This window comes from Pedobacter sp. KBW01 (genome assembly GCF_003852395.1).
GTDB lineage: Bacteria > Bacteroidota > Bacteroidia > Sphingobacteriales > Sphingobacteriaceae > Pedobacter.
The window spans coordinates 1-22,556 of sequence record NZ_QAJQ01000002.1 but is presented as its reverse complement, the minus strand read 5'-3'; the positions used below and the strand labels follow the sequence as shown (position 1 = coordinate 22,556).

Here is a 22,556-nt window from a genome sequence, read left to right as displayed (position 1 = left end):
AGCCAAACTAACTTAATCATGATTAAATCCTTACTAAAATCACTTGCAACTCTGGCTTTTTTATGGCCGGCGCATTCATTTTGCCAAAACCAAACTTATTTTGCTGCATATCCAGCTTTAACGCCCGATGCACAGACAATAGTATTTAGCTATGATGGCGATATTTGGAAAGTTCCTGTAAAAGGTGGCGTGGCATCGCGCATTACAGCCATGCAGGGAGAAGAAATTAATCCGAAAATATCTCCTGATGGAAAGTGGCTGGCATTTTCATCTAACCAGTTTGGCAATTACGATGTTTACCTCATGCCTGTTGCGGGTGGAGATATTAAACAGCTAACCTTTAACGATGCGTCCGATGAGGTTGATAACTGGAGCTGGGATTCGAAAACCATTTATTTTACCTCGGGACGCTACAATTCTTTTTCGAGCTATAAAGTAAATGTAAATGGAGGCACAGCGGTGCGTTTATTCAATAACTATTTTAACACTACACACCATATCGCCGAATCGCCAGGCGGAGAGCTGTTCTTTAACGATACCTGGGAAAGTATGCGCTTTGCCAATCGTAAACATTACAAAGGAGCTTACAATCCCGATATCCAATCTTATAACCTGAAAACAAAAAACTATAAACGTTATACCGATTATATTGGTAAAGATTTCTGGACCAGCGTAGATCAGAAAGGAAACGTGTTTTTTGTATCAGATGAAGGTAATGATGAATACAATCTGTACACTTTTATTGCGGGTAAAAAAACCGGGTTGACTAATTTCGATACCTCAATTAAACGTCCGTTCGTTGCTGCAAATGGAACTACTGTAGTATTTGAAAAAGATTATCAGCTGTACACCTACGATGTTGCAACGAAAAAAACGGAAAAGGTAAACATCAGCACTTCGCGTAACCAGGTGTTAAGCAAAGAGCAGGAATATGATGTACGTGGCAATATTTCCGCATTTGATGTCTCAACCGATGGCAAAAAAATGGCCTTTATTTCACGTGGTGAAGTTTTTGTAAGTGATGCTGATGGTAAGTTTATCCGCAAAATTACCAACAGTGGCGAGCGCGCCATGGAATGCAAATGGTTGGCCGATAACAAAACGATTTTGTTTAGCCAAACGGCTAACGGCTATCAAAACTGGTTTACCATAACCGGCGATGGCAAAGGAACGATAAAGCAATTAACAAAGGACAAGGCAAACAACCGCGATATTACCCTGAATAAAACCAAAACCATGGGTGTTTATTTAAGTGGTAGAAATGAACTAAAACTGATTGACCTTAAAAATTTCGAAAGCAAAACGCTGGTAACAGATGAGTTTTGGGCTTTGCAAAGTGCGGCGCCAAGTTTTTCGCCAAACGATGAATATGTACTTTTTACTGTTTACCGCAATTTTGAGCAGGATATTGTAGTGCATAGCATTAAAGGGAATAAAACCATTAATTTAACCAATACAGGCGTTACCGAAACTGGTCCGGCATGGTCACCAGATGGGAAATACATTTTCTTCACCAGTGCCCGTACCAAGCCTTCTTACCCTACCGGAATGGCCAATGCCCATATTTACCGCATGGCTTTAGATAATTATGGAGAGCCTTTCCGTTCGGATAAATTTGATGACCTGTTTAAAGAAACCAAACCTGCTACTACAGAAGTAAAGCCTAATCCGGCAAGCCAAAATGATAAAAAGGCAAAAGCCGATACGGCCAAAAAGAGAACAGATGTTAAGCCTACGCCGAACCCTGCAAACGTAATCACCATTAACACTCAGGATATTCTGGATAGGATAGAGCTGGTTGGCCCTTCTTTTGGTGGTCAGTATGGAACGGATGCTTATGCCAAAGGTGATAAAACTTATGTGTTTTATTCGTCGAACCATGAAGGTGGTGCACCGGGCTTGTACCGTACAACTATTGAGCCTTTTGAAGCCAATAAAACCGAAAAAGTAGCTGATGGTGGCGATTATTCACTGATTCAGGCTGGTGATAAGTTTTTTGTGTTAACGCGGGGAGTAATCAACAAGTATACCTTAGAAGCCAATAAGCTGGATAGGATAGACCATGGCTACAAATTTACCAGAAACTTAAATGCCGAGTTTAACCAGATGTTTTACGAAACCTGGGTAGGACTAGATGAAAATTTCTACGACGAGAAATTCCACGGGGTAGACTGGGATAAAATGAAAACCCGTTATGCTGTGTATTTGCCGTATGTAAATAACCGCAGTGATCTACGCATCCTTTTAAATGATATGCTGGGCGAGCTCAACTCCTCACACATGGGTTTTAATAGTTTGGGAGCCGAAGAGCGTAAAAATTTAACTTATGTAACCAATGAAACCGGAATTATCTTCGACGATGAAAACCCACTAAAAGTAGCGCGTATTGTAGCTAAAAGTAATGCGGCACACATCGGGACAAATATTTTAGCTGGCGATATTTTAACAGAAGTAAACGGAGTTAAGGTAGATGAAAAAATAGATCGCGATTATTATTTCAGTAAACCTTCTTTAGACCGCGAAATGACCCTGACCTTTAGCCGGAACGGTAAGGAAGTTTTTGTCAATGTACATCCCGAAAGTACTGGAGCTTTAAGGGGCAATTTGTACGATGAATGGATTACCCAAAATCATAAAAATGTAGATAAATGGAGCAATAACCGCATTGCTTATTCGTACATGAAAAATATGGGCACCGGAGAGCTCGAAACTTTCCTGCTGGATATGGTGGCTCAGGAAGAAAATAAAGAAGCTATTATTTTAGACCTTCGTTACAATACCGGAGGTAATGTGCACGATGATGTATTGAAATTCCTTTCGCAACGCCCATACCTGCAATGGAAATACCGTGGCGGAAAATTGGCACCACAAAGTAATTTTGGCCCAGCTACGAAACCGATAGTGCTGTTAATTAACGAGCAATCGTTAAGCGATGCTGAAATGACTGCAGCTGGCTTTAAACAATTAAAACTGGGTAAAATAATCGGTACAGAAACATACCGCTGGATTATTTTCACATCAGCCAAAGGTTTAGTAGACGGTTCTTCATATCGTTTACCATCGTGGGGTTGTTATACCATGGATGGTAAAAACATAGAAAAAGAAGGCGTTAAGCCCGATATTTTTGTGAAAAATACCTTCGAAGACCGCCTGGCTGATAAAGACCCGCAACTGGAAAAAGCAGTTGCCGAGATTTTGAAAGATCTGAAATAGGGTTAATCGGTTAACTGTTTAAATTGGTTAATTGGGCATGATACAGAAAGGTTGTTTTATTGTCGGATTGTTAGCTTGCTGGCAACCGACAATCAAGCAATAGAACGCTCCACAGTTTTAAACAGTTAACCAATTTAAAAGATTAACCAACTTGCTTCAAATTAGCAATAGCGCCAATTTAATAGTCAAGCAATAGAATGCTTTCACAGTTTAAGTAGTTAACCAATTTAAACAATTACCATTTTAGGCAGTTAACCAAATTTTTCCGTTTCTTTGGAGCTGGAATTTTTAAAATATGGCAAATTTATTAACCGACAGGGCTTTTTGGGTAAATTATTGGGAAAGTAAAAAAGGACTTGCCGTTCGGCTACCATCAAACTATTTGTTTCATCGCCAGCTGGCTGATGTGATTCAGCAAAACCAGGTTAAAACAGCTATCGAATTGGGTGGTTTCCCAGGGTATTATGCGGTGTTTTTGAAAAAGTATTTCAAACTGGATGTTACCTTACTGGATTATTTTGTACATCCGCCTGTTGTAAAAGAGCTGTTGGAAAAAAATGAATTGACTGAAAAGGATATCCACATTATTGAAACCGATTTGTTTAATTACACGCCCGAAAAACAATACGACTTGGTACTCAGCTGTGGTTTAATTGAGCACTTTAACGATACAGCCGATATTATTAATCGCCACATTGCATTTGTAAAACCTGGGGGCACTTTATTTATCACCTTACCTAATTTTAAAGCTGTAAATGGCTGGTTCCAGAAGAATTTCGATAAAGAGAACTACGATAAACACAATATCGACAGCATGAACCCTGCTTTGCTTCAGAAAATTTGCGAAGATGCAGGTTTAAAAGAAGTAAAATCGGGCTATTTTGGCCGTTTTAGCGTTTGGCTGGAAAACGAAGACCAAAAATCGGCTGGCGTGCGTGTTTTCAAGAAAGCGGTATGGTTGGCCGGAAAAATATTTACCAAGATTATTCCATTCGAGAGCAAAAATCTATCACCATATATTATATTAGAGGCGAAAAAAAACTAGCGCTCTATGGCAATCAGTTGGGGTTACTCGCCTAAAATTGAAAAATATATCCCTTTGGCCGATTTTCCGGCCGATAAATATTTAATTATTGCCCGTCAGGTAATCGAAAACCTGGGCTGGAAATTAAGTCACATTTCCAAAACAGGGATTATAGCTTATACCCCAATCTCTTTTCAGTCGTACACCGAAGAGATTTCTATCCGTATTCATGGCAATTTTGCCGTGGTAAAAAGCGAGTGCGTTGGCATTCAGATGCTTTTTAACGATTACGGGAAAAACGACCTCAATCTGGAGAAATTTTTTCACGAATTTGAATATGCTCAATTCCACTTGCAGGATATTTGGGATGAAAGTCTGGCCGCATTTCATACCTTAATTGCAACGCAGGATGATACTTATTTTGAGAAAGCTCCGCTAACAGCAAAGAATAAGATTAAGAACATTCTATTCCTTTTTTTACCTCAAAAGGGCTATCTGGTTACGCCCATTCTTGTAATTTTAAATATTATCTATTATGCAATAACCTTTTTATTTATCACAATTGTATTTAAACTTCGTAGTGAAGATGCACTTATTCCTGAGGTAATAACTAACGGGTACTTAAACCTGGGTGCAAACAGCAGGGAACTGGTTTTAGAAGGCCAGCTCTGGCGCTTAATTACGCATCAGTTTATTCATTTAAATATCTGGCATGTGTTTTTTAACCTCTATGCGCTCATTTATATCGGGCTCATGGTTGAGCATAAATTAGGTTCGGTTAAATTTCTGATTACTTACTTACTGAGCGGTATTTGTGGTGGTCTGGTGAGCATCATCTTTCATAAAATCGGTTTTATGGCAGGCGCATCGGGAGCCATAATGGGTATTTTTGGTGCTTTTATGGCCTTAAGTGTGAGCAAGGCATTCGAAAAGAACGCAAGCCGAGCGCTGCTAATCAGTACCGTTGTGGTAACTGCCATAATGCTTTTAAATGGTATAGGTGGTAATGTAGATAACAGTGCACATATTGGCGGGCTTGTTTCGGGTTTTGTAATTTGTTACCTGCTTTTTAATGAAAAAGTAGGGCGCTGGAAGATCACATCCGGCTTACAATATGGATTAACAAGTATAATTGTTGTAGTGTTTGCTGCTGCGGTTTTAGCCCTCACACCAAATTATCATAACAGAAAGTTTTACAAGCTACAGTTTGCCTTTGAGCAAAATACTTTCGATTTTAATAAGGTTTATTCCATTCCCTACGATCTGTCGAAAGCCGAAAAGGTAAAGATGATTGACCAGTATGGAATACAGGTATGGCGTAAAAATAAGCAGATTGTTGCCGAAATGAAGAAGCTCAGGCTCGAAAAAAAGGAGAATTACAGAAGAGATTTTGATAGCAAGATTACGAATCTGGGCATCAAAATCTCTGAACTTTTGCACCGCGAATATCTTGAAGGAACATCAAAATACCGCGATGAAATTGAACAGCTTACCGACGAAGTGAATATACTGCGTGGTGAAGCCAGTTCAAGCGAATATAGCCGCGATTAAGCGATTTTTTTGTAAAGCCCTATTTCGCTTAAAGTAATACAAACAGGCGATTTATTGATATTGATTTTTACTTTATTCGTGGTAATAGGGGCATCGAGTTGAATTAATCTTTTGGCACCAATGCTGGTGCCATCGTAAACCTTTTTCCATGCTCCGTTTTCAAAAGCCTCAATGGTATAGGCCTCAATTCTTTGTCCTAACGGAATATATTCCTGCAGGCTAATGATGTCGAAAGTTTTTGAAGCGGGTAAATTAAGTTCAATTGTAGCTTCGTGCACCTGATCTTGTGTAGCCCAGTAGGTTGTTTTGTTGTTATCCAATAATGCTGCTGCATTATATTTGCCACCGCGGCTATTGCTCAGTTTTAGTTTTGCATTTTTAGCCAGATTATTGGCAAAGGTATGCTTAACCATATCGCCGAAGGTTTTTAGAGAGGCAACATCGTCTGCGTGGAGCTGGCCACGGGTATCGGGAGCTAAACCAAGGTCTAAACCGGCACCACGACCAACGCTTTTTAAATATAATTCGAAAAGCGTTTCAGGGCTTTTCGGCTTTTCGTTGGCATGGAAAAACCAGCCTTTTCTTAGTGGAACATCACATTCGGCCGGCATCCAGAATTTTCCGTTTCTAATGCCCTCAGGACTTTGCGGGTAATTGGCCTGGCCCGGAACGGCAACACTTTTTCCATCAGGTGCCATTGGGGTAAAAGTAGCCCAGCTTGTTTCGGCTGCATGTCCGTCTTCGTTTCCTACCCAGCGGATATCCAAACCAATATCACTAAATATGTTAGCCATAGGTTGCATTTTACGGGTAATGGCCCAGGTATTGTTCCAGTCGTAATAGGTGGTATTGTCGATCGAGCGCTTTTCTCTTGCTCCGCCATAGTAACCATCGCCGCCGTTGGCGCCATCATGCCAGCTCATAAAAAGGCCACCATAATTGCTATATAGTTCTTTTAACTGGCCCTGGTAAATGGCTAAATATTTATCAGTTCCATAAAGGGCATTGTTCCGGTCCCATGGCGAACAGTACACGCCAAACTTTAAGCCATTTTTACGTACTGCCTGCTCAACTTCTTTAACCAGGTTACCTTTTCCGCCTCTGAAAGGGCTCTTGCTGATGTTATAACTGGTTGTTTTGGTTGGCCATAAGGCAAAACCATCATGGTGCTTGGCCACCAAAATAATGCCTTTTAAACCGCCTGCTTTTGCGGCTTTGATAATCTGATCGGCGTTAAAATCAGTTGGATTAAATGTTTTCGGATCTGCATCGCCAAATCCCCATTCTTTATTCTCAAATGTGGTTGGTGTAAAGTGGATTAAACCATATACTTCTGTATCGTGCCATGCGAGCTGGCGTTTAGAAGGTAGCGCTCCGTAAGGTTTGGGCGCGTTTTGGGCATATGTTGCTGCCGAAAGAAATAAAAATAGAATTAATAAAGGTCTCATATTGGTTGTTGCTTAGGCTGACTAAAATACATAAAATAACGGTTGAGCGATTAGAATTAACCAACATTTAACCTGTTGCTCACGTAATTACCAAATTATTTTTCCATCTTGATCGTTACATACGGGCCTCAAACATTTAATTTTATAATGCGTTTAGCTACTATGATTACCATGCTCCAGATTCCTCCCGATGGAGGTACAATATATACCGAAACAAACCTTAACCAGCTCTTTCCCGAGCCTTTTAATACCATAACCAGTGCTTTCTTTTTGGTAATAGCCCTGTATTGGACCATTAAATTGCGCCGAAATTTTAACCAGCATAAATTTTTAAGTGGCGCTTTGGTTTTGCTTTTTATTGGGGGTATTGGCGGAACAACTTATCATGGATTAAGGCGCTGGCCGGTTTTTATTGTGATGGATTGGATGCCGATCATGCTGCTTTGCCTTTCGGCCGGGGTTTACTTTTTAGCTAAACTAACCCGGTGGTATTTTGCCGTTTTAATTGTGGCTGTGTATGCCTTTTTTCAATTTTATGTACGGCAACTTTTTAGTCATGGCGATTTTCAATCATTTATTAATATTAATTACGCTTTTATGGCTGCTTTAGTATTATTTCCAGTGTTTGGCTATCTGGTAAAAACCGATTGGAAAAATGGCAAATGGGTAGGTTTTGCATTAATTGCTTTCATATTTGCCCTTACTTTTCGCATTGCCGATAAATGGGAGATATTCACTATAGGCACTCATTTCTTGTGGCATACTTTCGGGGCTATGGCCTCTTTCTGTATGCTCAACTATATTTACCTGGTGAATCTTAAAAAAACAAAACTTAATTAAAAATTCATTCTTAATAGTTGTATATATTCTATATTAGATCAATAAATAATTTTAAAAATGAAGAAACTATTGATCTTGTCAGCCCTGGTATTGGGTTTAAACTTAAGCTCGAATGCGCAAAGTATTTTAAATAAAGTTGGAACTGCTGCTGCGGCAGCAACTGGCTTCGATGCAAACAGCTTAACATCTACTATTCTGGGTAAACTTACACCTGCATTGAGTTTAACTCCTGCGCAGAAACCAACAGTTACCACGATTATTAAAGATTTTTTGGTGCAGAAAGCCACTATTATGGCTACACAGAAAACAGACCCCGCAGCTTATACGAGCAAATTCGGTAAATTGTATGCAGGTTTAAAATCTAAATTGGGTACAGCCTTAACCGTTGCCCAATTAGCGAAATTTACATCATTAAAACCTGCTGCACCAAGCGCGAGCAACGTTTTATCGCAATTGTTCTTTTAAGAAAAAATCGCCTGTTAAACTTTATTAGCAGGCGATTTTTTCTTGTGGCTTAAAGCAGTTTAGATTTTGCTTTACTGTAATCCAGTTTCTTTTGTTTGCCTATAGCGTATTCTATGCCTCCCCAAAGGTGATTTAAGAATTTTTCTTCAGCCCATGCTTCGTTAGTGTGCCCCATCGAAGTATAAAAGGCCCTTCCACCATCGAAATCGTGGTACCAGCTAAAAGGATGGAAGTCGCCATTTTTACCACCTTTGTACGATTTTTCATCCAGGGTGATTAAAACTTTGATATCAGGGTTGATATCTTTAAAGTTATAAAGCTCATCTTTATGCAGCCATACAGAATCGGTGAAAAATTTGGTCGATGGATGTTTTTTATCTTTAATTACAAATCTGGCATCCTGTATTGCCGGGTGACTGGTGAAATAAGCTCCTGCAAGTTTTCCATACCATGGCCAATCGTATTCGGTATCGGTTGCTGCATGAATACCTACATAACCACCACCTGCCTGGATATATCTTTCGAATGCCGCTTGCTGGGCATCGTTTAATACATCGCCTGTGGTGCTTAGAAAAATTACCGTAGCATATTGCTTAAGATTGGCTTCTGTAAATACATCGGCATTTTCGGTAGTATCTACTTCAAAATTGTGGCTTAAACCCAGTTTTTGGATGGTTGTTTTGCCCACCCCGATAGAACCGTGCCTAAAACCTTTGGTTTTGGAAAAAACCAGGACTTTTGCAGGCTTTTTTACTGCGGTAAATCCCTGAAATAAAATAACGGTTGCGATTAATAAGCACAGTGAAAGGAATTTTTTCATTTTCGATTTGGCTAGTGTGTGTTGTTAATAGTGAAAGCTAAAATTAAGAAAGTTGTTTGATAATTTCTAAACATCTTGCTTCAACCTGCTTACAAACCGGGGCAAATAGGGCATTATCCCAGTAGGGGTCTGTAACTTCGTCGTTATCTAGAAAAAGTTGAATCTTTTTTTCTTCTGCTTCGCTTCTGGCCAAACTTTTAACATCTTTCAAATTATTCCTGTCCATTACCAAAATCAAATCGTATTGGCTAAACATGGTTTGGTTAAATTGTTGCGCGCGTTGTTTACTTATGTCGTAACCAATTTCTTTGGCGGCCGCTATACTTCTGTGATCGGGAGCCTGGCCAATGTGCCAGTTGCCGGTACCTGCCGAGGCGATTTTCCAGTTTAGGTTTTGTTTCTCAGTTAAGTGGCGCATAATGCCTTCTGCCAGGGGCGATCGGCAAATGTTGCCTAGGCATACCATTAAAATTTTCAATGTTACTTGGATTTTGCAGTAAAAATATATGTTACTGTAAAAGTAGTTCCATTTTGCTCGAAAACATATTTATCGGTGATATTTTTCCCTTCTATTTTTACCACCCTTGCATTGCTGCTAAAACCATCGTTAAGGGTTATTTCACTTCCTTTTTTGCTCCATTTGGCATTCTGGTACGAAATCATATCGCACAGCGGGCCGGTTGATGTGATGGCAAAAGTGCCGTTCTCAGAAAAAGAAAGGGTGTAGTTATTGTTTAAGCAACCAGAAGGACCAGACATGGTCATGAAATTGGTTACGGCTTTGCCTTCAATTTGCATGGCCGGACTTACTGTAGCAGATTCTAAGGCCCAATTGTATTTTGTTATTTCAGTAGTGTTTTCAGCATCATTTTTCTTTTTGCAGCCTAATGCCATGCACAGCGTTAAAATTAAGAATAGTTTTTTCATCACGTTTTTTTAGTTTGTTTTGTCTTAAAACGAGTGGGGTAATCAATACGCTACAAAAAAAAAAGTGCCCCGGCCTTTTTCTGACCGGAGCACTTAAATTTGAAATCTATTTCATTAACCGTAAATATCGTTAAGCATTTTGGCCAAGCGTACACCACCTTTTAACAATTGATTGTTGAGCGTGTCTACCCAATCAAAGTTGTAACGATAGCTTAGTTTAGCATCGGCCTTAGTGGTATCGTAAATTTTATTGCAAATGTTGTACGATTCGAAAATGCAATCTTTTAAGCTGGTGTTTTGCCAGTTGTAAAGTTGAACTGCTGAAGCATGATTGATGGCTTTAGCATATTCGGTATAGCTTAATTGCTGATATTCAATCAACTGTTCATCCCAAACGCGGTGGATATTCGATTTTTCGTTAAACCACAGTACCGAAACGCGGTTGCCGCCCAAATCTTCTTTACGCGCTACGTGCATGGGCTGGCATAAATCACCAGCCAGGTGTACCAACATGCGCAATGCTAGTTTCTTTTCATCAGGCGTGCTACCTGCTTTCTTTAAAACGGCAATTAAATCAGGGATTTTGGTATATAAGCTTATCGATTTGTCTGTTTCCAGGAAATTATAAACCCCATCTTTATTTAACCCGGCTGGCAGATTAACAAAGTGCCAGTTGTACATGTAATTGTAGGTCGAATCTGATTTGATGAAATCGCCCCAATTGGCGCACATAGCCAGGCTTTCGTAACCCAAAATACCCTGTACAGCCTTACGGGTTTTGACTTTTAGATAACTATCGGCAATTTCGCCAACCACGCGGTGACCAATAGTGCCCCAGGCACTTACCTGTGTGGGTGCATAAGCTAAAAATCCTACGATTAAAGCTGTGGCTAGTTTTTTTCTAATGGATGTTAAGATCATTTTATAGTTCTTTTTGGATGCAGGTAACTTTTTGTTTCAACGCCAGTTTTATTTCACGTTGATCATTCATGCTTTCGAGCGTAAGGCTATCTGCTGAACGCTTATTAATCAGGAAGTTTTTTTCGTACCGGCCAATGCGGTAGCAACCCGATATTTTTTGTTTGTAATTGGCGTGCGTAAAGGTAGCGCCGATAATTAAGGTGTCGCCCCTTACAGTATAAACGCCTTTTGCGTATTCTTTCCAGATTCCTTTATTGAAGCAGGAATCCTCGTAGAAATTAACTTTACTGTGGGTAACCAGGTCAATATAAACCGAATCGCAGGTAAATTTGAAATGATGTTGAGTATAATTACTTAACCTGTTACTGAAGGCAACCGAATCTTCATTCCAAACGCCTTGCATAAATGCTTCGCCCTTACCCTGAATATTAGGCCTCGGACTACAGGCTACCTGAAAGATGGATAATGTAAAAAGGATAATGTAAAAATTCCTTAAACAGGGATGCATTTTGTTCATTGGGTTTTTAATCGTTGCTCATAGGAAACTGATCATGGAATACATTAGGCTTTTTAACCGTATTGTGAATCAGGATTAACAAACCTACAGCAAAACAAAGGCTGGCTAATGTACCAATAAGACCAATTATGGTGTAATATATTGAAATTTCAGTATAGGCGATATTTCTACTGGCTGTCCAAAGCGGGACTAAAAAATAAAGCAAGTGTGTAAATAAACCAATTCCGGAGCCAATAGTCATTAAAATAGCTTCAACTACTTTTTTTTTCGATAGAAAATAGCAGCAGCTTCCAAATACGATGCAAGGTGCAATAACAGATGTTAAGCTCAGCAGAGTAGTAAGTATTGAATTCATATTTGTCTATTGTTTAATTAGCCATGTTGATTTAAACCTGCAATTATATTTTTAACTGAGACGTCATTCCCACACAGGCGGGAATGACGATCTTCTTCAGCTTATTTCAAGCTGCCTACCATATCTTCCGGACGAACCCACTCATCAAACTGTTCGTTGGTTAACAGGCCTAGCTCTACAGCTGCTGCTTTTAAAGTTTTATTTTCTTTATGTGCTTTCTTTGCAATTTTTGCTGCGTTTTCGTAACCTACATGTGGGTTTAATGCAGTAACCAGCATTAACGAATTTTGTAAGTGTTTTTCAATTTCAGGTAAGTTTGCAGTAATTCCTTCCGCACATTTATCGGTGAAAGAAACACAGGCATCGCCAATTAAACGTGCCGATTGCAATACGTTAGCTGCAATTAATGGTTTAAAAACGTTCAGTTCGAAATGACCTGACATGCCACCAACTGAAACGGCTACATCGTTACCAATTACCTGGGCGCAAACCATAGTTAAAGCTTCAGGCTGGGTTGGGTTAACTTTACCTGGCATGATAGATGATCCTGGTTCGTTATCCGGAATAACAATTTCGCCAATACCGCAACGTGGGCCAGAGCTCAACATGCGTACATCATTGGCAACTTTCATTAAGGCAACAGCAGTACGTTTTAAAGCGCCCGAAAGTTCAACCATGGCATCGTGTGCAGCTAGAGCTTCAAATTTATTTGGTGCAGTAACAAATGGTAAGCCAGTTAAATCGGCAATTTTTTTAGCCACTAAAACATCGTATCCTTTTGGGGTATTTAAACCTGTACCTACAGCAGTACCACCCAATGCTAATTCAGCAACCATAACCAAAGCATTTTTAATGGCCCTGATGCTATTATCAATCTGTTGTACATAACCTGAAAATTCTTGCCCTAAGGTAAGCGGCGTAGCATCCATAAAGTGGGTACGTCCGGTTTTGGTAATTCCGGCAAACTCTTCTACCTTTTTAGCTAAAGCGTTTCTTAAATGGGTTAAGCCCGGAATTGTATTTTCTACAGTTAATTTATAGGCTGCAATGTGCATTGCAGTTGGGTAAGTATCGTTTGATGATTGCGATTTATTTACATCATCATTCGGGTGAAGTACTTTTTTATCATCGGCTAATGAACCGCCGTTAATTACATGTGCACGGTTTGCAATCACTTCGTTTCCGTTCATGTTGCTCTGCGTACCAGAACCGGTTTGCCAGATTACCAATGGGAACTGATCATCAAGCTGGCCGGCAATAATTTCATCACAGGCTTTTGCAATTAATTCAGCTTTATCGGCCGATAGTACACCAAGCTCGGTATTGGCTAGTGCTGCTGCTTTTTTCAGGTATCCAAAAGCGTGGATAATTTCTTTTGGCATCGAACCTTCCGGACCGATTTTAAAGTTATTACGTGAGCGTTCGGTTTGTGCACCCCAGTATTTGTCGGCAGGTACCTGCACCTCGCCCATGGTATCGTGTTCTATTCTGAAACTCATTATATTTTTAATTTTTGTTGTGGCAAATTTAGGTTTTTTGACTTTTAAAGCGTTGTATTTATGTAAGATATTTAGTGCATGGCCAAATATGTGGAGAAAATATAGGCTGGGATTCTGATTTTGCTACTGAGATGTAGGTAATGCCAGAATTTTTATCGTTATCGGCGGCTTCTACCAATGAAATCATATTCATACCTTTACGGCAAATATGCAGGGATTAGTTATTAAATCTACAGGTAGTTGGTACAATGTGCTGGCCGATAATGGCGAACGCTACGATTGCCGCATTGTAGGCAAGTTCAGGATTAAGGGGATTAAAACAACCAACCCGATTGCGGTAGGCGACAGGGTGAAATTTGAGCTGGAACGGGATAGCAATCAGGGCCTGATCAATGAAATGCTGCCCCGCAAAAACTACATCATCCGCAAATCGATCAACCTGAGCAAGCAGGCTCAGATATTGGCTGCCAATTTAGATATGGCCATTCTGGTGGTTACTTTAGCTTCGCCGCGTACATCTTTGGGCTTTATTGATCGTTTTTTGGTTACCGCCGAAGCGTATGATGTGCCTGCTGTTTTGGTGTTCAATAAGCTCGATCTGTTTAGTGAAGAAGGATTAGAGATTCTTCAAGAGTTTAAAGATATTTACCAAAACATAGGCTATGCCTGTTACGAAGTTTCGGCTTTAAAGGGAATTAATATTCCGGTGATTCAGGAGCTGATTACCGATAAAATTACCTTGATTTCAGGCCATTCGGGCGTGGGTAAATCGAGCTTGATTAATGCATTGTTACCCGATCGCGATTTAAGAACAGGTGAGGTATCAGACTGGAGCGATAAAGGGCAGCATACCACAACATTTGCCGAAATGTTCGAATTGCCGCAGGGTGGTTTCATCGTAGATACCCCCGGTATTCGCGAGTTAGGCGTAATTGATATTGAAAAGGAAGAGCTTGGCCATTTTTTTAGGGAGATTTTCGAGACTTCGCACAATTGCCGTTTTAACAATTGCCGCCATGTTAACGAACCTGGTTGTGCGGTTATAGAAGCTGTTAATGATGGCGAAATTGCCATCTCGAGATATGAAAGTTATCTGAGCATTTACCACGGAAACGATACGAGGCATTAATCTTAAAAAAGCTTAAAGTGGCTAAAGGTCTTATGCATACTTAAAAAGATCTTGGTGTACCTTATACCTTAGTGGTTATTATAAATATAAACGATATTAAATAAATGGAGAAATCTCTTTTGGAGATTTAGGAGATATGAAATTTAAACTGGGAGATTTTGTGCGTTTTGTTGATGAGAAACGTGAGGGTTATGTAACCCGGATTATCGATGCCCAAACTTTAGGTGTTACCGATGAAGATGGTTTTGAGATTCCGGTTGCAGTAAGCAACTTAACATCTGTACATGGCCATGGCGTTGTGGCAGAGGAAATAGATGTGCCTAAGCCGATACAGGTGAATGTGCCCGGCGTTACTAAAATAGAGAATGGGATTTATGTTGCCGTAGCAACTGATGATAAAGTAGGTAATGTAGTTCATTTTCATCTGCAGAACCAATCGCCAAATACGTTGTTGGTGAGCTTGAGTACCGAAAAGAAGGGGAAGTACGCCAGTGCTTATCATGGGATTATAGCCTCTTACGGTACCTCCTTGGTATATTCGGCTGCTTTGGCTGATTTAGATCTTTGGCCTGAATTTACCTTTCAGGTTTTAGTGGTGAGTACGGCCGATGCTAAACCAATTGATCCATTGGTGATCCGCAAGAAATTCAGGGCAAAAGATTTTAGCACTGAACAAAAAGCGTTGCCTAACCTTAAAAATAAAGGCTGGTTGATTCGCCTGGATGACCTGGTGCCGGTAACAATCGATGCACAAAAGTTAAAGGAAAGCTTTTTTAAATCGGCCGACGAAAAGAAAATGGTCGAAGCCCCTGCAAAAGAGATCGATTTGCACATTGAGAAATTACGCGATGATCATCACTTTTTAGAAGCCAGCGAAATTTTACAGATTCAGCTCACACATTTTCAGAATGCCCTTGATGCAGCAATTGTGCACCATTTCGATAAGATGATTTTTATCCACGGCTCCGGCAATGGTACTTTACGGGATAAAATCCACAAACTGATTAGCAAAAATCCGCACATAAAAACGTATATGGATGCCAGGAAGGAAAAGTTTGGTTATGGCGCTACGGAGGTAGTTTTTAAGTAATTTCATACCGTCATGCTGATTTTTTTAAGAATGATTGAATTTTGAATGATTGAATGTCTGAAGCGTAATGCTGATTCATTCATTCAAAATTCACTCATTTTAGCATTCAAAAAGGAATGTTAGTACCCAAACTCCAAAACTAACACAATTGCATTGTTGCTCAATGCTTCCAGTTCAACCTGTGGCAAGTCCCAAAGCGCCAGTCCATCACGGGCATGGAGTAATCGACCTTCAATTTCAAAGGCACCATCTATAACAAAGCAATAAAATTTGCTGTTGCTATGCTGTAGAGTGTAAATGGCTTCCTCGCGACCAGCGAAAATACCGGCACTTAATTTAAAAGGCAGTTTTGGGTTGGAAATAAGTTCGATTAAGTGATTCTGATCTTTTTCAAAGTCGAATTGATAAAGCATTTCACTCGGACGCAGTAAAAAGAAATCCGTTTTTATCCCCAGCTGCAGGTAATTGATGGTATCCTTAGGGTAGGGGTTACTAATTTCCAAAACTTCACCTTTACCTAAGTTTAACACTTGTAGTTTACCGGTATCAATCGAAAATTCTTTGTTTCCCTGCACCACATCAATGCCGCCGGTAATGGGAAAGAAAATTTGAAAGGAGTCTTCTTTGGATAGGAAAAAGGAAACTTTTCCACCTGCTAACGATTCGTCGTTACAGAGAAAAAGGTTTTCAAGTGGCTCCCTGTGCTCGCTGTAATATTTTTCGAAATTAAAGGTGCTATACCTGCGGAGTGTCGAATTTTCCGTCAGCCCGCGCTGATCGGCCAGGTATATTTTTCCGGGGCTAAGTTCCATGCTTAATCGATATTTTTTATAGAGTGGATGCTAACAAATGGCTGAATGGTAAAAAGATTGGTGAAAACCTCTTCATCAGTGGTCTCTTTATATTGCGATACTAGCAACTGATCGCCGATCGTATCATGCCAGATTAATGGCTTTGAAAAAAAGTTGATGGCGATTTTATGCTTATCCAGATGGTTGATATCGGAATTGATGATTTCGAACTTAAAATGCTCAAAGGTCAAAAATCTTCTGCCCAAATTATCTAAAACATCAGGAATTATCCCGTTTAATTGGCGCAGATAACCTGTAATAGCCGCACTAACCAAAAAATGGAGTTTTTCGGCATCTGGTACATGTAATAGTATTTCTGCAAAAGAGGTAAACTGCTGTTCCTGATTATAAAACTGCGATTGCATTTTGAATTCAGCAAAACTATCTTCATGCACAAACTTACTCCATGGATTATTATCCGTAGCATCGATTATTTTTCGATAGCATAAAACGATCACCTTTTTAGACATGGCATAAAATTAAAAAAGACGTTAAGAAAACCCAACGTCTTTAATGAAAATAAAACAAATAATAATAAGGATGATATTATGCTTTAACGTTCAATTTAAATGTAAGGTCGAAACCTGAGGTTAATGTTCCGGTTACTGTGGCAATTTCAATACCTGTTTTGTCGTCGCTAAAAACATTGTCGGCATTGTTGTACGTATAACCTGTCATTCCCTTGCTGTAACCATTTACCAAAGCCAGCGAGGTTCCGTTACCTTCGGGGAAAGCAATTTGTGTTACATTTAACGATGTTCCTGCTGCATTATATACATGAACATGAATATGTGTTGCCCGGCCGCTGTACCAACCTGGAAAAATAGTAGTAAAAGTTACCAGCCCGTTGGCATCGGTAGTTTGGCGGCCACGTAAAAAGTGTACCGATTGATAATTGGTACTTTGCATCCCTGTTCCACCATATTCCGAATAGTTTCCTTCTGCATCGCAATGCCAGATATCAACCAGGGCGCCAGCCAGGGCCGCACAACTGTTATTCAAATTGCCAATAGTTATTTTCACCGTCATTTTATAACCAGTACGACCATCGGTAATATCGCTACGTACATATGATGCTGGTACTTTAGTTGGGAAAGGCCCTTCGGTTTCGGTAGGGGCTACGGTACAGGTTCCATTGGTGCTGGTGGTTGTACCTGCAGTTCCCGATCCTGATGTGCTGGAACCATCTGTTATGCTGCTTTTTTTGCAGGCTTCGATAATTACCGGAGTAGAAATTGCCCCAATCATTAAGCTTCTGATGAAATTTTTTCTTTCCATAGGTAACTGTTTTGCTTTTGTTGATATAAAGGTAAAACCCTGAACCTAAGTAACGGCGATGTGACGATGTATGCCGATTTTGTATCGTTTAATCGCAAAAAGATAGGTTGTGCTACTCGGTAATGGCATGCAATGAGAGGAAAGCTAAAAGACACCAAAATTTGAGGTACGCTTTTTGCGATAATGGAATTTCTTTTTATAAAAGATTAAAACTAGCTTTGCCGCTATTAATGAAACACCTGGTTACCATATCTCTTGTATTTTTTAGCTTAACGCATTTGGCCAAAGCCGAGCGCGTTGAAGGGCTTAGAATATTAAACGAATATTGTAATGAGTATAAAATCAGTTCAAATGCTACTGATAAAAGCATTGTTCAGTTCAACGAACAGCGTAACCCTTATTTATTATCGTACACCCGACTTGCTTTAATTGGAACCCAACCCCAGTTAAAAGTTGCAAAATATATTAGTGTAAATCAGGTAATCACCGATTTAACCATCCGCAAAAAACCGAAGAACAATAGCCCCTAGTATCCTTCGTTAAAAGATCTTTTTAAGATTTGAGCCCCCATTTATACCAATAACTGCCAAACTGACTTAATACTGACAGTGGCTTAGTTGTTGTAACACACCATTTTTTAATAAATAAATACAATTTAAAATATAATGTTAGGATTTTTAGCGAAGATTTTCGGAAGTAAATCAGAAAGAGATATAAAGCTTATTCAACCATTGGTTGTTAAAATAAACGAACACTACAGTAAACTTTCGGCACTTAGCCACGATGAGTTACGTGGTAAAACCATAGAATTTAAAAGTAAGATTGCTGATTTCTTAACTGAAGTTGACAATAAAATTTCGGCCCTTAAGGCTGATGCAGAAAACGAAGATTTAGATCTTCACGAAAAAACGGCCATTTACGATCAGGTTGATGCATTAGGTAAAGAACGTGATGCTGAATTGGAAAAAGTATTGTTAGAAATCCTTCCTGAAGCTTTCGCGGTCGTTAAAGAAACATCGCGTCGTTTAAGTGAAAACGATTATTTGGAGGTTACTGCAACTCAGTTTGACAGAGACTATGCTGCCAGAAGAAACAATGTTAAAATTGTTGGCGATAAAGCACAATGGGCCAATAAATGGGATGCCGCCGGAAACGAGGTAGCCTGGAACATGGTACACTATGATGTACAGTTAATTGGTGGTATTGTATTGCACAGCGGTAAAATTGCCGAGATGGCTACAGGTGAGGGTAAAACCCTGGTAAGTACTTTGCCGGCTTACCTAAACGCACTTGCCGGACAAGGTGTACACATCGTAACCGTGAATGATTACCTGGCACGCAGGGATAGTGAGTGGAATGGCCCGTTATTCGAATTCCACGGTTTAAGTGTTGATTGTATTGATAAACATGAGCCAAACTCTGAAGAGAGAAGAAAGGCTTATGCAGCTGATATTACTTACGGAACCAACAATGAGTTTGGTTTCGATTACCTGCGTGACAATATGTCGCAAACACCAGATCAGTTGGTGCAGCGCAAATTGCACTTTGCAATGGTTGATGAGGTCGATTCGGTATTAATTGATGATGCCCGTACCCCATTAATTATTTCAGGCCCGATTCCACATGGCGATCAGCATGAGTTTTATGAGCTAAAACCACGCATTGAGCGTTTGGTTAATGCACAAAAAGCCTATGTTACCCAGGCTTTAAACGAGGCTAAAAAATTAATCAATGCTGGTAATACCGGTACCGAAGAAGGCGAAGGCGGTTTGGCTTTATTACGTGCTTATCGTGGTTTACCTAAAAATAAGGCTTTAATTAAGTTCTTAAGTGAGAGCGGTGTTCGTGGACTGTTGTTAAAAACAGAAAACTACTACATGGCCGATCAGTCTAAGAATATGCCTAAAGTAGATTCGGAATTGTTCTTCTACATTGATGAGAAAAACAACCAGGTAGAATTAACCGAAAAAGGTATTGAGTTAATTACCCAATCGGGTGAAGACCCTCATTTCTTTGTATTACCTGATGTAGGTACTGAAGTGGCTGAGTTAGAAAAATCTGACCTTCCTCTAGAAGAAAAAGTGGTTACCAAAGATGCCTTGATGCGCGATTATTCTGTTAAGGCAGAGCGTATCCACTCAGTAAACCAGTTATTAAAAGCCTATACCTTATTCGAAATTGATGTAGAGTATATCATCGATGAGGGTAAAATTAAAATCGTTGATGAGCAGACCGGCCGTATTATGGATGGTCGCCGTTACTCTGATGGTTTGCACCAGGCGATTGAAGCTAAAGAAAATGTAAAGGTTGAAGATGCAACCCAAACTTACGCAACAGTAACCTTGCAAAACTATTTCCGTATGTACCACAAGCTTTGTGGTATGACGGGTACTGCAACAACCGAAGCAGGTGAGTTCTGGTCAATCTACAAACTGGATGTGGTTGAGATTCCAACCAACAGAAATATTTCAAGACAAGATCAGCAGGATTACGTTTACCGTACAGTGCGCGAAAAATACAATGCTGTTGCCGACGAAATTGTAAAATTAACTGAAGCAGGCCGTCCGGTATTGGTAGGTACAACTTCGGTTGAGATATCTGAGTTGTTAAGTCGCATGCTTAAACTTCGTGGTATTAAACACAATGTATTAAACGCTAAAATGCACCAGAAAGAGGCTGATATCGTTGCCGAAGCTGGTCAGGCCGGAACCGTTACCATTGCTACCAACATGGCTGGTCGTGGTACCGATATTAAATTAGGCCCAGGCGTTAAAGATGCCGGTGGTTTAGCGATTGTAGGTACCGAGCGTCACGAGTCGCGTCGGGTAGACAGGCAGTTACGTGGTCGTGCTGGTCGTCAGGGTGATCCGGGTTCTTCTCAATTCTTCGTTTCATTAGAAGATAATCTGATGCGTTTATTCGGTTCAGAAAGAATTTCGAGCATTATGGTGCGTATGGGTATCGAAGATGGTGAGGTGATCCAACATTCTATGATTACCAAATCTATTGAGCGTGCCCAAAAGAAAGTAGAAGAAAACAACTTTGGTATCCGTAAACGTTTATTGGAGTATGATGATGTGATGAACTCGCAGCGTACCGTAATTTATGCTAAACGTAAAAATGCTTTGTTTGGCGAACGTTTAGATGTAGATATGAACAACATGGTGTTCGATGTTGCTGAAGATATCGTTACCGAATACAAAACAGAAGCAAACTTTGAAGGCTTTAAGCTTGAAGTAATTAAAAACTTCTCTTTAGATACAGCGATTACCGAAAAAGAATTCTCATCTACAGCTATTTCACAGTTAACCGAGCGTTTGTTTGAAGAGGCTGAAGCATTTTATGCGCGTAAATCAGAAGCCATTATTCACCAGTCGTTACCAGTATTAACGCAGGTTTACGAAGAACGTGGTCAGCACATTGAGCAGATTGTGGTTCCGTTTACTGATGGTATCCGCGGTATTCAGGTAGCTGTTGATCTTAAAAAAGCAATCGATAATAAAGGAAAAGAAGTGGTTCGCTCATTTGAGAAAACCATTGTACTGGCTTTAATTGATGATAGCTGGAAAGAGCATTTACGCGAAATGGACGATTTGAAACAATCGGTTCAGAATGCAGTTTACGAACAAAAAGATCCATTGGTAATTTATAAAATGGAAGCTTTCAACTTGTTTAAAGATATGCTTAACGCAGTAAACAAAGAGGTGGTAAGTTTCTTATATAAAGGTGGTATTCCGGTTCAGCAAGAGCCAGATCAGGTGAGAGAAGCACCAGCTCCGGTAAAACAGCCTAAGCTGCAAACCACTAAACAGGAGTTTGGCAGGGAAGAACCTGGTATTGAGTTTGGCGATACGCGCGAAGCCGTTCCACAACAACCAATCCGTAAAGAAGCAACCATTGGCCGTAACGAGCCATGCCCATGCGGAAGCGGTAAAAAATACAAAAACTGCCACGGCGCTAATTTGTAGTTAGCACAATATAATGCATTAAGCCCCGACATTTTTGTCGGGGCTTTTTTTATAACTAAGTTTTTAAGTTTCAGGATTAGTTATATCTTTATCAAACAAACAGAGTCATTGATAAACTGGTAGGCAGTTTATCTGTATGGCCATTAAAATGGAGCTGTAACCAAAAAAAACGGGGAGTAACCGAAAAGCCATAAGAGTAGGGACACATACACAAACACACACAAATGAAAAGAATCTTTAACATTGCCGCTGTTTCAGCGACACTGCTGCTATCTGGCTGCGCCACTGTTTTTACAGGGACAAAACAAACCGTTCAAATTAATTCTTCGCCACCTGCTGCCGATATTGAGGTAGATGGTGTTAAGGTGGGAGTAACCCCAATGGCAGTTCCCTTAAAAAAAGGCTTTACAGGTCAAACCCTAACGCTGAAACTAGATGGGTATGAAAGCAAAACTTTCCAGCCCCAAATTGCTTTCAATGCTGTATCTGTGGTGAACTTGTTGTTTATTCCTGGTTTTATTATAGATGCGGCAACAGGTTCGATGATGAAATACGATCCAAAGGTTTACGAGCATAAATTTGAACCTAAAAAATAAATTAATTTGATTCCATTAATGGAAATAATTCGAAAAGCCAGATTTAGACTGACCCCAAAAAGTT

The 22,556-nt window shown here is 39.9% G+C and carries 21 protein-coding genes; 10 read left to right on the top strand and 11 right to left on the bottom strand.

Going from position 1 to position 22,556, the window contains the following annotated elements; translation table 11 throughout:
* Positions 1–18 precede the first annotated feature (18 nt).
* From DBR40_RS01170 to DBR40_RS01160, 3 genes are all read left to right on the top strand, one after another.
* A complete protein-coding gene (locus DBR40_RS01170) occupies positions 19–3,213 on the top strand; it encodes a S41 family peptidase (RefSeq protein WP_124557983.1) in 3,195 nt (1,064 codons plus the stop codon).
* 295 nt (positions 3,214–3,508) lie between these two features.
* The gene (locus DBR40_RS01165) at positions 3,509–4,258 is read left to right on the top strand and encodes a class I SAM-dependent methyltransferase (RefSeq protein WP_124557982.1); all 750 of its coding nucleotides are present in this window, start codon (positions 3,509–3,511) and stop codon (positions 4,256–4,258) included.
* Between the two features lie 6 nt (positions 4,259–4,264).
* On the top strand, positions 4,265–5,788 hold the full coding sequence (locus DBR40_RS01160) for a rhomboid family intramembrane serine protease (protein WP_124557981.1): 1,524 nt from the start codon (positions 4,265–4,267) through the stop codon (positions 5,786–5,788).
* Here DBR40_RS01160 and DBR40_RS01155 read toward each other — a convergent pair.
* Entirely contained in the window at positions 5,785–7,236 is a 1,452-nt protein-coding gene (locus tag DBR40_RS01155) for an alpha-L-fucosidase (RefSeq protein ID WP_124557980.1), read from the bottom strand. The two genes, DBR40_RS01160 and DBR40_RS01155, sit on opposite strands and share 4 nt — an antisense overlap.
* A 147-nt stretch (positions 7,237–7,383) precedes the next feature.
* Between DBR40_RS01155 and DBR40_RS01150 the strand changes: the two genes are divergently transcribed.
* Together DBR40_RS01150 and DBR40_RS01145 are read left to right on the top strand one after the other, a co-directional pair.
* Positions 7,384–8,076: a hypothetical protein gene (locus DBR40_RS01150; protein WP_233603751.1), complete on the top strand. Its 693-nt coding sequence runs from the start codon at positions 7,384–7,386 to the stop codon at positions 8,074–8,076.
* Positions 8,077–8,133: 57 nt separating this feature from the next.
* Complete coding sequence (locus tag DBR40_RS01145; RefSeq protein ID WP_124557979.1) at positions 8,134–8,541, top strand: hypothetical protein; 408 nt, start codon at positions 8,134–8,136, stop codon at positions 8,539–8,541.
* A 49-nt stretch (positions 8,542–8,590) separates the two neighbouring features.
* Here the strand turns inward: DBR40_RS01145 and DBR40_RS01140 are convergent, their stop codons facing one another.
* The 7 genes from DBR40_RS01140 to fumC form a co-directional block, all read right to left on the bottom strand.
* Positions 8,591–9,361 carry a ThuA domain-containing protein gene (locus DBR40_RS01140; protein ID WP_124557978.1) on the bottom strand — a complete coding sequence of 257 codons (771 nt, stop codon included), beginning with the start codon at positions 9,359–9,361 and terminating at the stop codon, positions 8,591–8,593.
* Positions 9,362–9,404: 43 nt separating this feature from the next.
* Positions 9,405–9,839, bottom strand: coding sequence for a low molecular weight protein-tyrosine-phosphatase (locus DBR40_RS01135; protein WP_124557977.1), 435 nt, complete (start codon positions 9,837–9,839; stop codon positions 9,405–9,407).
* A 2-nt stretch (positions 9,840–9,841) separates the two neighbouring features.
* On the bottom strand, positions 9,842–10,288 hold the full coding sequence (locus tag DBR40_RS01130) for a hypothetical protein (RefSeq protein ID WP_124557976.1): 447 nt from the start codon (positions 10,286–10,288) through the stop codon (positions 9,842–9,844).
* Positions 10,289–10,402: 114 nt separating this feature from the next.
* Positions 10,403–11,209: a S1/P1 nuclease gene (locus DBR40_RS01125; protein WP_124557975.1), complete on the bottom strand. Its 807-nt coding sequence runs from the start codon at positions 11,207–11,209 to the stop codon at positions 10,403–10,405.
* 1 nt (position 11,210) lies between these two features.
* Complete coding sequence (locus DBR40_RS01120) at positions 11,211–11,726, bottom strand: fumarate hydratase (protein WP_233603750.1); 516 nt, start codon at positions 11,724–11,726, stop codon at positions 11,211–11,213.
* Between the two features lie 7 nt (positions 11,727–11,733).
* Positions 11,734–12,081 carry a hypothetical protein gene (locus DBR40_RS01115; RefSeq protein WP_124557974.1) on the bottom strand — a complete coding sequence of 116 codons (348 nt, stop codon included), beginning with the start codon at positions 12,079–12,081 and terminating at the stop codon, positions 11,734–11,736.
* Between the two features lie 101 nt (positions 12,082–12,182).
* Positions 12,183–13,580, bottom strand: a complete 1,398-nt coding sequence (gene fumC / locus DBR40_RS01110; protein WP_124557973.1) for a class II fumarate hydratase — start codon at positions 13,578–13,580, stop codon at positions 12,183–12,185.
* Between the two features lie 208 nt (positions 13,581–13,788).
* Here fumC and rsgA point away from each other — a divergent pair, with 208 nt between their 5' ends.
* The gene (gene rsgA, locus DBR40_RS01105; protein WP_124557972.1) at positions 13,789–14,709 is read left to right on the top strand and encodes a ribosome small subunit-dependent GTPase A; all 921 of its coding nucleotides are present in this window, start codon (positions 13,789–13,791) and stop codon (positions 14,707–14,709) included.
* A 136-nt stretch (positions 14,710–14,845) separates the two neighbouring features.
* Positions 14,846–15,799, top strand: coding sequence for a Smr/MutS family protein (locus DBR40_RS01100; RefSeq protein WP_124557971.1), 954 nt, complete (start codon positions 14,846–14,848; stop codon positions 15,797–15,799).
* Positions 15,800–15,918: 119 nt separating this feature from the next.
* On the opposite strand, the gene DBR40_RS01095 is transcribed toward DBR40_RS01100, so the two are convergent.
* The 3 genes from DBR40_RS01095 to DBR40_RS01085 form a co-directional block, all read right to left on the bottom strand.
* On the bottom strand, positions 15,919–16,611 hold the full coding sequence (locus tag DBR40_RS01095) for a hypothetical protein (protein ID WP_124557970.1): 693 nt from the start codon (positions 16,609–16,611) through the stop codon (positions 15,919–15,921).
* Between the two features lie 2 nt (positions 16,612–16,613).
* Positions 16,614–17,120, bottom strand: coding sequence for a hypothetical protein (locus tag DBR40_RS01090; protein WP_124557969.1), 507 nt, complete (start codon positions 17,118–17,120; stop codon positions 16,614–16,616).
* Positions 17,121–17,196: 76 nt separating this feature from the next.
* On the bottom strand, positions 17,197–17,928 hold the full coding sequence (locus DBR40_RS01085) for an intradiol ring-cleavage dioxygenase (protein ID WP_124557968.1): 732 nt from the start codon (positions 17,926–17,928) through the stop codon (positions 17,197–17,199).
* Between the two features lie 161 nt (positions 17,929–18,089).
* On the opposite strand from DBR40_RS01085, the gene DBR40_RS01080 reads away from it, so the two are divergent.
* The 3 genes from DBR40_RS01080 (at position 18,090) to DBR40_RS01070 (ending at position 22,492) form a co-directional block, all read left to right on the top strand.
* Positions 18,090–18,458: a hypothetical protein gene (locus DBR40_RS01080; RefSeq protein WP_124557967.1), complete on the top strand. Its 369-nt coding sequence runs from the start codon at positions 18,090–18,092 to the stop codon at positions 18,456–18,458.
* A gap of 135 nt (positions 18,459–18,593) precedes the next feature.
* A complete protein-coding gene (gene secA / locus DBR40_RS01075; RefSeq protein ID WP_124557966.1) occupies positions 18,594–21,896 on the top strand; it encodes a preprotein translocase subunit SecA in 3,303 nt (1,100 codons plus the stop codon).
* A gap of 224 nt (positions 21,897–22,120) precedes the next feature.
* A complete protein-coding gene (locus tag DBR40_RS01070; RefSeq protein WP_124557965.1) occupies positions 22,121–22,492 on the top strand; it encodes a PEGA domain-containing protein in 372 nt (123 codons plus the stop codon).
* Positions 22,493–22,556: the final 64 nt, after the last annotated feature.